Annotated in this window: 13 protein-coding genes and 1 pseudogene; all 14 read right to left on the bottom strand. The window is 35.5% G+C overall.

All coding sequences use genetic code 11. From position 1 onward, the window contains the following. Positions 1 to 29 precede the first annotated feature (29 nt). Positions 30 to 1,853 (bottom strand): serine hydrolase domain-containing protein, encoded by a 1,824-nt coding sequence (locus CDZ88_RS03930; protein WP_100372297.1) that lies wholly within the window; start codon positions 1,851 to 1,853, stop codon positions 30 to 32. A 253-nt stretch (positions 1,854 to 2,106) separates the two neighbouring features. Continuing rightward, positions 2,107 to 2,538 carry a hypothetical protein gene (locus CDZ88_RS03925; RefSeq protein ID WP_100372296.1) on the bottom strand — a complete coding sequence of 144 codons (432 nt, stop codon included), beginning with the start codon at positions 2,536 to 2,538 and terminating at the stop codon, positions 2,107 to 2,109. Between the two features lie 80 nt (positions 2,539 to 2,618). Next, entirely contained in the window at positions 2,619 to 2,948 is a 330-nt protein-coding gene (locus CDZ88_RS03920; RefSeq protein ID WP_100372295.1) for a hypothetical protein, read from the bottom strand. Positions 2,949 to 3,375: 427 nt separating this feature from the next. Beyond that, positions 3,376 to 3,963: a CBO0543 family protein gene (locus CDZ88_RS03915; RefSeq protein WP_232718546.1), complete on the bottom strand. Its 588-nt coding sequence runs from the start codon at positions 3,961 to 3,963 to the stop codon at positions 3,376 to 3,378. 225 nt (positions 3,964 to 4,188) lie between these two features. Then, positions 4,189 to 4,344: a hypothetical protein gene (locus CDZ88_RS17320; RefSeq protein WP_157796466.1), complete on the bottom strand. Its 156-nt coding sequence runs from the start codon at positions 4,342 to 4,344 to the stop codon at positions 4,189 to 4,191. Then, a pseudogene (locus CDZ88_RS03910) lies at positions 4,340 to 4,480 on the bottom strand (transposase); the annotation flags it as partial. The gene CDZ88_RS17320 and the pseudogene CDZ88_RS03910, both read right to left, overlap by 5 nt. Positions 4,481 to 4,780: 300 nt before the next feature. Then, complete coding sequence (locus tag CDZ88_RS03905) at positions 4,781 to 6,292, bottom strand: UDP-N-acetylmuramoyl-L-alanyl-D-glutamate--2,6-diaminopimelate ligase (protein WP_100372294.1); 1,512 nt, start codon at positions 6,290 to 6,292, stop codon at positions 4,781 to 4,783. Between the two features lie 611 nt (positions 6,293 to 6,903). Beyond that, positions 6,904 to 8,028 (bottom strand): Ger(x)C family spore germination protein, encoded by a 1,125-nt coding sequence (locus tag CDZ88_RS03900; RefSeq protein WP_100372293.1) that lies wholly within the window; start codon positions 8,026 to 8,028, stop codon positions 6,904 to 6,906. Then, complete coding sequence (locus tag CDZ88_RS03895) at positions 8,021 to 9,112, bottom strand: GerAB/ArcD/ProY family transporter (protein WP_100372292.1); 1,092 nt, start codon at positions 9,110 to 9,112, stop codon at positions 8,021 to 8,023. The genes CDZ88_RS03900 and CDZ88_RS03895 overlap by 8 nt, the downstream gene beginning before the upstream one ends. Positions 9,113 to 9,123: 11 nt before the next feature. Continuing rightward, a complete protein-coding gene (locus CDZ88_RS03890; protein ID WP_100372291.1) occupies positions 9,124 to 10,620 on the bottom strand; it encodes a spore germination protein in 1,497 nt (498 codons plus the stop codon). Between the two features lie 473 nt (positions 10,621 to 11,093). After that, a complete protein-coding gene (locus CDZ88_RS03885) occupies positions 11,094 to 11,873 on the bottom strand; it encodes an ABC transporter permease (RefSeq protein ID WP_100372290.1) in 780 nt (259 codons plus the stop codon). Next, the gene (locus CDZ88_RS03880) at positions 11,870 to 12,778 is read right to left on the bottom strand and encodes an ABC transporter ATP-binding protein (RefSeq protein ID WP_100372289.1); all 909 of its coding nucleotides are present in this window, start codon (positions 12,776 to 12,778) and stop codon (positions 11,870 to 11,872) included. The genes CDZ88_RS03885 and CDZ88_RS03880 overlap by 4 nt, the downstream gene beginning before the upstream one ends. Next, positions 12,778 to 12,990, bottom strand: a complete 213-nt coding sequence (locus tag CDZ88_RS03875; protein ID WP_198507814.1) for a PLD nuclease N-terminal domain-containing protein — start codon at positions 12,988 to 12,990, stop codon at positions 12,778 to 12,780. Before CDZ88_RS03875 ends, CDZ88_RS03880 begins: the two co-directional genes overlap by 1 nt. A gap of 232 nt (positions 12,991 to 13,222) precedes the next feature. Beyond that, positions 13,223 to 13,693, bottom strand: coding sequence for a DinB family protein (locus tag CDZ88_RS03870; RefSeq protein ID WP_100372288.1), 471 nt, complete (start codon positions 13,691 to 13,693; stop codon positions 13,223 to 13,225). Positions 13,694 to 13,801: the final 108 nt, after the last annotated feature.

Genomic DNA, 13,801 nt, shown 5'->3' with positions numbered 1-13,801 from the left:
CAGTGCACTGGAGGTCAGACAACAAAGATCTAATAATAAAACTCCCAATACAAAATGTTTACACATAAAATTAATGTCAAAACAATTGTCATAATCCAAACCAGTTTTTCACGTTTACTTAAACTTTGATTTTTTATCTTAACACTTAAAAATCCACTATTAACAAGAGCTATAACTAGATATATAAGATTGAAAGTTAAAAATGGTTTGAGGGTGGCATAACTGACCATTGATACTGTCTTATAACCTATCCAAAGAACGTTCATAAACATAAGTAGATTTAAAACATGTTGACTAAAAAGGAACGTGTGCAGAGGTTTTTTATTCCATATCCTTTTAAAAGAAGTTACGATAACATAGATGAAAGAAAGCAGTATAGCTAATACTCCTAGAATCATTCCTCCCCACTCTAGGAGATGTTTATAATAAGGAACGTAAAGTAAATCCGAATATGTATTAGATAACATGTTTTTCATTTTCGGATGTTTTGAATAAACATCTAGACTGTACAAACTGGGACCATTCTCTGTTTTGTAAATGCCTGGTTCTAGCTGTGAATAATGTAAGCCGTTCATAATTAAATGATTTGATCCACTATGTTTCGTTTTACCTCTTAAAAATAATCCGTACACCTTACTAAATCCAGAGCTGGGCAACCGAGCCGGCTCATAAATACCATTCCATTGAGATGCGGTTTCCAAAATTACGTCATTTTCAACATGTGCATACTCACCAAAAATGATTTCAGGTATCCCCGATGTGAAAGTACTTTCATCTTTAATGTTTGTCAGCACTAAAACTCCGATACGTTCTTTTCTATCTACATAAAAAGAGGAGCTAAAGGCTTTGGAATTCCCACTGTGACCATACACATGATGACTTTTCGATGGTAAATAAAATAAACCGTTTGCGACCCTGGGAATATTGGTTTCCGGATAATATAATGTTGGTTCAAACATGATATCAATCGTTTTTTCATCTTTAAATAAAGGGGTTCCATCTTCAGTTAATAACACTTGTAATAACTTTTGTAAATCTGAAGCTGTTCCCATAGCACTACCTATCGGATACATGGGAATCGAGTATAAATTAGGTTCAATTAATTGCCGTGCATTCGAATATCCCTGCACCTCTCCCCTCTGTTCTTTCACCCATTTGTTATCGTCTTGTTCGGGATCTATTGCTGTTTTTGTCATTTGAAGTGGTTCAAAAATATTCTTCCGTATGTATTCCTGGTAGTCTAGACCACTGATTTTTTCAACAATATAGGCAGCAAGGCCACTTCCATAATTTGAATAAGCAACAACATCACCAGGAGGATATATCTGCTTAATATCTGCTTCTTCGAGTACTTCTCTTAATGTGTTCTTGTTGGTTGGACTATGAATCATTAAATCTGTAAAACTGTCATCAAATCCCGCTGTATGATGCATTAAGTGATGCATCGTGATTGAATCCTCAAATTTTATCTTGGAGCGGAAATCATTTGGCAAGTAAGTTTTAATATCAGTTTCTAAATCAAGCTCTCCTTTTTCGATTAATTGTAAAACACTAATCCAAATTAGAATTTTAGAAACGGATGCCCATTCAAAAACAGTATTTTCATTAATTAAAATTTGTTCTTCTATATTTGCATAACCTTCCATTTTGTAAATTACTTCATCTTCGTCTATCACAATTGCTGCTAAACCAGCGATATCATTGTTATTTTCTTTTAGATAATTCTCTAATTTATTTTCTGAAAAGATATGTTCACTTGCAGAAAATGTTGGTGGAGGATTATATCCAAGTAAAATCCAGAGTAATAGAAAACAAATGAACGATTTAAAAACCTTACTATCGCGATTATTCACTGTGTTTCAGACCCCTTTTTATCAATTGAACGATCGGTACATTTTATAACACGGGAAAAACGAGAAAAGATGCATCTCTTATATGGTTAAAGCACTACCAAATAACCATTAGAACGGCAACCTCCCTTTACAGTTAATGACCATAAGAGTTTTGAGAAAGTCACACAAATTTTTAATCAGTTAACCCACTCGTGAGTGCAATAAGAAGTGCGTTGATCTTAGTAAATCAACGCACCCGTTCTTCTAAGAAAATTTATTTACCTAAAATCAAAATATCCTTTGTTTTAGATATTGGAATACTATTATTATGAGCAAAATCAATTAAATCTTTAAATACACTGTTTGGAGCAAAATTAATAACTCGAATGTTAAACCCGCTTTTGACGTTTATAATCGCACATTTTTCCCAACCAATACGTTTAAAGTTCATTTGACTTATTTCATTGGGAATTAATACTTTCTTGTAGATGGGTATTGTCAAGAAAAATATATGATATTCCAAATATCCATTATCTATTTTAAATTCATATTTAATAAAGGTTAACAATAAAAGGATTGTAGCAAATATAATTTGATAATGTAGTAACCATAACATATAGGAGTACTCTAAACTTATAATCGACACCACTGTTAATGCTAATAAGACTCCTAAGACGGCTCTTGGAGTTCTTGCTTTATAAACCATTTTCTACCCTTCCTTCTTTATTTAATATAAATTTTAAGTACACTGAACTTTTTTGCTCCGTTAGATAAATAACATCTAAACTATTGATTATATTTACTTGCAATATAAAATTTTCCGTCTATTCCATACGCAATATAACCGTTTTTGCCAGATGAAATCTCTCTTCCTTTTATTTGATACAGTCTCGTACCTTGAACAATACCTTTTGCCTCCCCGCTTTCCTTTGCTGTACCTTCAACAATTCTTGAAATCATCCCAATCTCTTCGATAATCTCTTCTTCTGAGATAGGTTCATATGTAGCAATATATATAATATCGTTCCACATGAAATGAGAAGCATCAATATTTTTGTTACAACCTGAAAGCACAAAAAATATTCCTATCCCTAATATCATAAATAAATTCTTCAAAATCCCCAAGCCCCACTCTCAAGATTCTAATTCAATTATTCTCCCACAATAGTTTAACATTAATTTCCTTTTTAGATTAATCTATTTTGTATTTTTTTCGAATAAAATCGTCAATAATTCCTGTATAAAGGCTTGTACAGGAGGGATCACACGCTCTTATCACAAGCATACTAAACCTATGAATCTGTTAAACAAATCGAAGGGTTCTCACTCAAACACTGAAAGCTTACAGAATCCAATCAGATGGAGTCTTCGGGCTAAGAGGCTGGGACATAAAAGAGCAGCACTTGGTTAAAGTGCTGTTCTTTTAAAACTGTATAAATTGTAATGGATTCTCGGTTTTCAAAAAAAAGATTTTTTTCCTTTTGATCTCATTAGCCTACCAAAAATTTAAAGTTGACCTTTTAGAATAAAAACTACATTACACTTATTTATTCTTATGAATATTGGGATGGTGTTTTAAGTAGATAAAGACCCTGGTTATTACAATTGCCAAAATCAAGATGACTAGATAATTGAGAAAGAGATAAAAATAATTCATACCATGATCTAATCTGATTAAATCCCCTGCAGCCATAATTGGCTTAAGTAAGAAAGAGAAAACAGCACTCGTTAATACACCATAAAGGAATACATTCTTATTGTTATTTATACACCATTGATATACCAACATGAAGGTGACAGGGACAAGTGAAGCATCCAAGGCAAAGTTAACTGGCAAAACTGGTACCACCTGAAATGGATAATATACGTGACCTGTTGTCGATGCAATGGCATCTGAATAAGTAAACCAAGTGTGTATATTGAATCCATAAAATCCAATTTGAAAAACCTTTGTTCGATCGATTTTAAAGTAAATTAAAACAAGAGGCAAAACTAACATCGCAACGATGACCCAGAATGGACCTGTATCAAAATAAGAGAAGTCCTTCCAATAGTCCAACCACATGGAAACAATCATCTCTTGTAAATCTAATATCTCATTTAGTCGCTTCCCTTGTTCATCAGTCATCATTATCTACCCACTTCCAACTATCTCTTTTACGTTAGTGTGGGTTAAAGTCAGTAATAATATAAATAAAATTTCATCTAAATGGGAAGCGCAGTCTTCTCATTGATTCTATATATGTTATGAAATGATATCACTTCAATGATTAGATAGCATATTCCATTAACCTGCTCCAAAAGCGAAAGAGCGTATCTCTTACTCCAGATACGAACCCGATAGTAGAATAAGGAATTATTCAACTTCCTGAATGTCAGAAACTAGAATTTCTATTTTTGTTCCTAAAACATCATCTGAATCCAAAGAAAAATCGGCAATCGCTTCAAATTCAAAAGTACCTGGCTTTAATTTAAGTTTTTCTATCCCTTCAAAAATTACTCTATACGACACCTTTCCGTTCACATAAATCTCTGATAATCTTTCCAATACTTTGTTTATACTTTCCATAAATAATCTGTCGTCTGTACTTTGGCGCAAAGACTACGTGATACTTACAATTCCACGTGGTATGTGCTAAACTGTTCATGTCCTTCACAGGGCATACCTCCTTCTATGAGGAGATGTAGTGGTCGGGAAACCAACTATATCTTATCATGTAGTGAGGTTTTTTTATTACCACGCTGAAAGCTCTCCAGAACCCCCGGCATAGCCAGGGGTTTTCTAAACCACTAAAAAGGGCATGGCGAGAATTCGCCATGCTTCGTCTTGCACTTTATGCGGTGAATTTGACTGTAGAGTTCTAGTGTCAGTCCCTCTCTCCTTTAAAACTTTAGCGCACTGGGTTTCAAACACCACAGATCCACTTTTTTCTCAAGTGATCTTTTGCTCACTTACAAACAGAATTTATCTGAAGATGTTTTTGAGGATTGTTACTGTCCAAAAATTCTTTAACGTGGTCATAATCATAATAAGGAACTTTCTTCCCGTTAATAATTTGGAATTCTTCCATACATAATCCGGTTATTAATATCAGGTCTCCCTCTTGAGTGAGCCCCATAGCTTTCTTAATAGCATCTCCACGATTTGTCACGGGATGAACATTCTCTGTTGTAGTCTCAAACCCAGCTATCACATCGTTAACAATAACCAACGGATCTTCATCGCCAGGGTGATCAGCTGTGACAACAATCTCATCCGCTCTCCCCTCCACCGCTTTCGCTATAGGTGCCCGAAGAGATTTTTCTCTAATGCCAATGCCAGTAATCATGATGATTAATCGTTTGTAAGGGATGGGCTTTATTGTTTTAAGTAAGTTGTCTAGAGCGGATGGCGTGTGAGAAAAATCAAAAATCATTTTTCGATTGGTGAACTCAGAAATTAGTTGAAGTCTCCCTGGAGGCCCTTCAAGTTTAAGAAAGAGGGGATAAAGTTCTTTGAGCGTTACCCCTTTTGCGAGACATACACAAAGACTAGCAAGGAAATTATAAATGTTGTGTGTACCAAGTACTGGTAAAAAAATATGGTACTGTTGATCTTTAATAAGCAAATCAAAATAGCTGCCTTCTGAAGTAGCTTCCAGATTTTTTGCTTGAATGGTAGCGTTATGAAGAATTCCGTATGTCCAAAGGTCCCCTTCAAACATAGAAATTATATCCTTACTCATACCCTCATCATCAGTATTTACTACAGCCACATTTGCTTGTTCAAATAAACTTAGTTTCGCTTTCTTATATTGCTCAAACGTTCCGTGATAATCAAGATGTTCGGGATGGAGATTGGAATGCACAGCAATGTCGAAATCTATTCCGAATAGCCTTTCTTGATCAAGACCTATGGATGTTGCTTCCATTACTACAGAAGAAATATTCCTTTCTCTCATTAGCTTTATATAGGCGTGCAGATCGGATGATTCTGGTGTTGTAGGTGTGCTTTTGTGGATAGAAAGTGAACTTTCATGATCCCAAACACCAGCGGTACCTATGGAACCCGTTTTAATTCCTAAACCATTTAACAAGTTCCGAATATAAGCAGTAATCGTTGTCTTACCAAATGTACCTGTTACCCCAATTAAAGACATCTGTTTATGAGCATGACTTTGTAAATAAGAGGAATAAATAGCAAGTGCTTTTTTAGGTTCTTTGACAAGAATAAATTGAACGTCAGAATACCGCTTTGCGTTCTCTATCATTACATCCTGATCGTTCCCGATAATCTGAACTGCTCCTTGTAACACTGCCTTCTCAATGTATAAATGTCCATCTGTATTGTCTCCTTTAATGCAAACAAAACAGCCATGATTCGTTATTTTTCTAGAGTCATAATTTATGTGTGTAACCTCTTTTGGAGCAGGACCAAAAGTAGATAGTACTTGTCCTTTTAAAATTTGAGAAATGTTCATGCTGAGACTCCAATCATAAGATATTTTTGTACTATTTTAACGGATAAAAGAAACCACCGAACTTCCATTATTAAGAAAATTTAGTTCTGAGATCTGCATACAGACTCCAGAAAAAACCTACCGTTCTGCAATCGGTTCAAAAGTTCTCTTAGTTTAGTTATGCTACATGGTTTCTCTCACAGTTGTTGTCAACATCATTACAGTTTTTGTCGAATTACGTCCATACACATATTACCGCACTAAAGTGAGAAAGTGCAACAAATACGATGCCGAGGGCAACATAAAATAAAGTGAGCGCCACAAATTCGGCGCTCACCACAATATAAGATCCGAATCTATCCGAACTTTATTTCAATTTCACTCGTGTTCTGCTAATCATTTCGCTAAAAATTCCAGGGCTAGTTCCAGTGAGTACAATTTTAGCTAGGAATGATCGCATGGTAGACAAGTCGATTGCCATGCTTATGAAATAATCTGCTAATGGATTGGATACACTCCTATGCACTAGGGGGTCAGACACCACAGATCCGCCTTTTTATCAAAGCATTGTTTTCGATCCTTTAGGCTACGCTTGTAGAGTAAGACTTCTTCTGAAAAACAGTTAAAATGCATTATTGGATCAATCCGAAGTCACGAATATTGACATTGGCATTGATATTTACAGTTACATCTGGATAAATACCTTCCCAATCTAAATTTTCCCAATCTTCATAACTAATGCTATTACGAATGTTTTTGCCTAATCCAATACTATCGACATTATTTTTTTGTAATGTTTTGATAATCTCGGCTGTTTTTGCTTCAATAAACCGTTCACTATTTACTTTTAGTTTTTCTTGGTCTTCTTCAGTTTCCAAATCAAGTGAACCGTGATATTCAACAATATTCCCTTTTAAACTAACGTCTATAGTAACTTCAAATGGCTCAGTAGTACTCACAACATTTATTTTTCTCTTACTTCTAAACGAACTATAAATGACAAGATCTTCTTGTTTATCCTCTTCATTTGGAAGAGACAATTTAAGCTCTCCAGTATTGAAATTTTGATACAAAACCAAAAACGAAAACGTATCTTGTGGGTTAATCTTCGTTATATATTTGTCCCCTTTTAGTAACCCAATGCCGTCAATTATGACTTCTTTTTCTCCCGTTTTAATCACTGGGATAATAGGGTCAATGCCTCTTTCTAAAAGATCTGTTGTAAATTGATACAAGTCCGTATCAGGTATAACACTCGATTTTGCTCCTTGTTCTAGTAGCATATCTACATATGGGCCCACTTTGGGGTGTTCAGGATACTCTTTTGCTAATAACTCATTCGCTCTGCCATTAACGATGGCTAATTTAACTCTACTACCGATCGTAGGATCTCTAAGCATCGTATCTGATATATCCAGAATTCCCTTCTCTGCCAAATCAATCCCAAACAGTGTTGTCCGCAACTGGCCACTGACAAGGGATCGATCTGTTTTTCTAGCTAAGTTCATTCGTCCTTCTTTACTCGTATGGCCAACTGTTTGTAAAATTTCCCTTGGCTTTGTTTTGTCAGGGTCAATAAGTGGAATCCCGAAAGTGATTTGATAAGTTCGAGGGTTAGTTTTATTACTTTCGCCTTCTTCATAAAGATCATATCCAGCAATATTGATAAAACCAATCTCTTCAACTAATTGTATATCGGCGCAGCCAGTAAGAATCAGAGTAATTGACAAAGCAATGATAATAATTTTATTAACCATTCGTATTACGCTCACTTTGCTTTGATTTTTTTATAACGAGTATTGTAATTAATAGTAGAGGAAGGATAAAAGTTATTCCAATCTCAATATTTGCCAAGAATGTCAACCAATTCATAACTTCATTCATTGTATTGGGAATAAAGGAAATTAGATAAGAAAACAGAATTACGATAAAAACTGCTAGGGAATTAGGGATTTTTGGGAGTAACCTCTGTAACGTTTCACTAGCAACCCAATAAAATAGACCTGTAGTAACAATGATCTTCATAATGAAAAAACTGAAAATTAAGGACTCCAATCGTTCCATGAAAGGTAGCTCAACATAAGCTAACATATTTATTACGGGATATCTAAGCTTTAACAAGTGTTCAAAACTATAGAATCCGTAAGCAGTAATACATACAATTATGTAAACAGTTGTCGTCATCAATGTACCAAAAACTACGGCTTTGAATAATTTAGTTTTGCGATCAACAAAAGGAAAAAGGAGAAGAACAAGTTCATACCCTAAGAAAGACGAATAAATATCGAGACCACCTGTAATAAATGCCGTGTCTCCCCGAAATAAATAAGGTGTAAACCGACTAATTTCAAATTTCGGGAAAAGAAAAAGCACTACTATTACTGTCCAAATCGTTAATATAAAAAAAATGGTGGTCGCTTTAACCATATTGTAGATGCCCTTTATAACAAATAAAAAAGCGACTAAAGATAATATTAATTTTAATAAATATTGTGGGGTGCCTGGCAAAGCAACAAGTTGAAACAAATTTACATAATAATTAACTACCATGCACCCTAATAGCGACCAAACGATTATAAGAAATATATATAATGGAAATAGAAGTATTTTTGGTATAGCTGACTCCATTATCGAAAAAATGTCTCTACCCTCACCTAATTTATATACAAATGAGATTATATAAATATTAAAAATAACTATCAAAGAAATTGGGAGCAAAGCCAGCCAGCCGTTTGTACCGTATGCTGCAGCTGTTACTCTAGGGAGGGTAAATATAACAGCCCCAGACTGAATCATGTATATTAATATAATAATATGGATGTAGTGTAATTTTTCATTCATTGGGTCTCCTCCTATCTCCTCATCTTGCTCCTTGTGACATTAGATGTTTTTGATTCTGCAGGCCTACCTTTCATCATTGAATACGGAGCTCGCAAAAGAATATCTCTCCAATCTTCTATATACATGGGTGCTATTGGTGTTAAATATGATGCGCGTAAGCTTGTAAGCTTCGAAAGGTGGATAATAAGTATTGTGATACCAACTAAGATTCCAAAGTTCCCAAATACTCCTGCTAGAATAATTAGTCCGAACCGAATAATACGTATCGATCCACTCATGATATAGCTCGGAATAACAAATGAGGCGATAGCCGAAGTTGCGACGACTATAATTAAAATATTACTAGTAAGGCCTGCTTGGACAGCGGCTTGTCCAATCACAATCCCTCCGACGATCCCAATCGTCTGACCAACCTTCGAAGGTAATCTCGCTCCCGCTTCTCTCAATAATTCTAGTGTAGTCTCCATCACTAAAGCTTCAATGAGTGGAGGAAAAGGAACTTGTTTCCTCGATTCCGAAAGTGTTATTAATAGTGATTCAGGGATCATTTCATAATGAAAGGTTGTAACAGAAACATATAAGCCAGTAAAAATGATGGTTATTACAAAGGCTAAATACCGTAAATACCTTAAAACAGTTCCTACAACCCATCGATTATAATAATCATCTGGAGATTGGAAAAATTCAAATAGAGCTGTTGGCGCTGAAAAAACCGTTGGACTATTATCTGAAATTCCAACGATTTTCCCAGAGAGTAGCTTTGATGTAGCAACATCTGGTCGTTCTGTCGTTAGAAATTGTGGAAAAAGAGAATAGGGAGAATCATCAATTAGTTGTATTAACATAGTTGAATCATAGATACCATCATATTCAATATCTTTGATCCTTTGAATTAAATCATCAACCATTTCCATCTCGGCAATACCTTCAATGTATAGAATATAAACATCCGTCTTTGTGATTTCACCGACTGATAACTTAATTGTTTTTAAATGGGAACTACGAATTCTTCTGCGAATAAGCGATAAATTTGACCCAATCGATTCAATAAATCCATCATGAGGGCCCGTAATGATGGATTCAGTTTCAGACTCAATGATATTTCGGGATGGGGGACCGTAAACATCAATCAAGTAAGTATCTCTTGAAAAAAAGATACCAATCGATCCTTTTAAAATGCCATTAATGAAGCCCTTTGTGTCATCTACTTTATTAAATTGTGATTCATGTAAAAGTGCATTAACTTCATCTGCTCGAATTTGCGAAAATGGTTTAATAACTTCACGATTCAACTCATCGTTATCAACTAAATGTTCAAAGTAAACAATATGTATGTCCTTTGTCGGAAATGTCCTATGGATTAGGTCTTCACAACGATCAAACTCGTGAAGTGTATGTTCAAGAGTTGGCTTTTCTGTTCGGTTAATCTCACTTACATTATGATTACTGTTTTTGTTTTGATAATCTCTCTTCGGAAAAAGGAGTTGCCTAATTTTTTTGATATTCATTTTATACTCCTTACTATGAACTGATTCTTAAGTTAATCTGTCCATTCCGATTAAAAACTATGCCAAATTCCAAAGATGTAGCGTATGAAACAGTTAAATAAATGGTGTTTTTCTCCAAAAAGTACATTCTTATTTAGTATTATTTTTCAAGAAAGATCGGTTCTTCCTTTTAGCGTTCCGAAATCTTCGCACTGACGGGGACAGCTATTTTTTTGAGTGTTTTAAGGAAGAAAATTTGCTAAGAGTAAAATTATTATTAAAGAATTAAACAAATTAAGAGACGGAATCTGCACGATTACCGTCTCTTAATTATTGAGATATGAAGTTTCCTTACTACATCCTAAACTACTGCAATACCTCTACACCCACATTCAACGCTGCTTCCCCTTCTTCGAAATCTAGTATCAGTCTCTCTCTTGTTTGAATTTTAGCGCACGGAGGTCAGACATCAAAGATCCAATGTGGTTTAGAAGCTATTCAGCTAACTCTTTATTTCGTAAAATTGTAACCGCACTGAACATTAATCCAACTACAAGAATAAGCGTAACTGTAACCGTCAGCCAAAGATCCTCAAATTTTCTCCCCTCGATCAACAACGAGCCAACATTTCCAGTTAGCTGTGCAGGGCTCCATCTCATCCAAGTGTCAAATGTATTCGTTAGCACAGATAAAATAATAATGGTTGCGAGGGTAACAAATGCGACGAACCCTGGCACTTTGACCACCGTATTAAAGAAAATCACGAGCGTAAAAATAAATAAAAACCATAACGCTAACAGCAGATAACTTTGCAAAAATAACCCAAAAGAGATCGGTTCAAATAAGAGTGTGACGTAGTACCAACCCGCTAAATAGCCTAAAAATACCGATGCAAGGCCAACTACACTTAATCCAGCCCATTTTGCTGTTATATAATAAGAGTAAGGTATTGGTTTCACTAAAATCATACCAGCTAGACCACTTTTTCGCTCAGCAGCAATCGTTCCCATCGAAGCTAAGACGATGATGAGAACACCTAACAGATTCAGTAGCGACACTGTCATCATTAGTACTTCTGGTGCAGAAGGAAGTGGCATTTCAAAAACGGCCCCCTCTGGTAAGCCACCTGACATCTCGAGGATTTGCGGCATGTAATAAGTCGTTAAAGGATCGGTCATTCCTAACAAGATGAAGACAAGTGGAAGCCAAATGATCTTAAAGTTCCGGGCCATCTCCAGAAATTCCGTTTGAAATAATACGAGCCATTGTCTCATCCCCTCACCACCTTCATAAATAAATCTTCCAGTGATGATTTCTGAACTTCAAAAGCAACGAGAGGGATATCTTTTGCGACGATAGCAGCGAGCATTCTCTTCTTTACCGCCTCTATGTCTGCTACGACAACTTTAGCTGCGTACTCCTCATACATGATATCAGTGATCCCGTCCCAGTCTTCCCACTCTTTAATCAATGGTTGAATCGGGGCTTTTGTTTGCAAGGAAATCATCGGCTGCTGATGTTGTTCTTGAAGAGTATCGAGACGGTCAGCAACCTTGATCTCCCCTTGATGAATAATAATGATGTCATCACTTACTTCCTCGGCATCGTTTAAAACATGGGTCGAAAATAGAATGGTTGTATCCTTTTTTAATTCTCGAATCAGTTCTAACACTTCACGCCGTCCAAATGGATCAAGAGCTGAAACTGGTTCATCTAATAAGAGAAGGCTGGGACGATGAATAATTGCTTGAGCAATACCTAGCCGCTGCTTCATTCCACCAGAATATTTCCCAATACGTCGATTGGCAGCATCAGCTAACCCCATCATTTCCAAGAGTTCACCCGCTCGTATCTTTGCTTCTGTAGGTTTGAGGTGTGTGAGCTTGCCGACATATTCTAAAAACTCTCTACCACTCATCCAGTTATGAAAGACAGGATATTGTGGTAAATAACCGATTTTCGTTCTGAGATCGGCATTTTGCTCAAATCCCTCCATTTGAATCGTCCCATTTGTTGATCTTAGTAGCTGAGTGAGCATTTTTAGAGTTGTCGTTTTACCGGCCCCATTTGGACCAAGTAATGCTACACAGCGTCCTTTTTCTAAGCTGAACGAAACTCGATCTACGACAGTCGTTTTTCCAAATTTTTTCGTTAATTGATCTACTTCAAAAAAGGACATTACTCTTGCCTCCTACCAATCACAAAGTACAGAATTGGACCAATTATATTTACGAACACAATAATAAAGAGCCACATCCATTTAGGACCATTCGTCTTCTCAATCCGAAACCAATCAAATAAAGCAATAATCATCAATATGAGTTGAATGATAAGAAAAGGCAGGATGACTGCCATATTTAACTGTTCAAGTTCTGCGATGATTTCGTTCATACCCTCACTCCTCTTCAATAAGATAACCCTTTACATATACGTTATTTAGCCTAAGAAAGTTGCAAAAAAAAGCATGGAAAATAATTTCCCTGCCTGGATATATTTTATTCTGTTGTACCCAGGCTCTGAATTCCTCTTACACTTATGATTAGCAGGAAATGCGGTGTTGTCAGTCCACTACCCATTACAACTTTACCGCACTGGGGGCAAACGCCACAGGTCTCCAGAATTTTTATTCGAACAATAATATTTTTGGGTCTTTGTTATAACAATGAACAAGTATAGAGTGTAATTGACCTCTGTGATGATAAACGTGAGCTAAAATTTCTAATAACCATTCATATCTTGAATATGAAACACCCCAAAATGAAGTAATTTCTTGTTGAAGCTCTATCTCCGAATATTTCAAATAGCTTTCTTCAAGTTGTTCAAAGTTATTTAGAATACCAGTTTTTATTTCATTTATCCCCCTGTATTCGACAGATGAATAAAATTGATTCATTTCATCTTGTGTAGCACCATTTACAATTAGTAAATCTGCTTTGCATATATTTGCAATGTGTTCTAACAACTCACCTATTGAATGTTTATCAGAGGATGGTCTTTTTAGTAAATCGCCCTCATCTAATTGGTCCATTATTTCGATAGTTTTTGTTAATGCTATTTTTATTTGGTTTAATGCACTCTTACAGTATGTATTCATTTCATTCCCCCCTCTTATTCTCTCTAAATCGAATGATCTCTTCTATTCTACCTTCTTAACTTAACAAAAAAAGCATAGTAGAACTGTTGGTAATATTAACGGCTGTGT

The sequence above is a fragment of the Bacillus sp. FJAT-45037 genome (assembly GCF_002797325.1).
Taxonomy (GTDB): domain Bacteria; phylum Bacillota; class Bacilli; order Bacillales; family Bacillaceae_D; genus Alkalihalophilus.
Note: the sequence above shows the minus strand (reverse complement) of the source record. Positions and strands in the feature narration are given on the sequence as shown.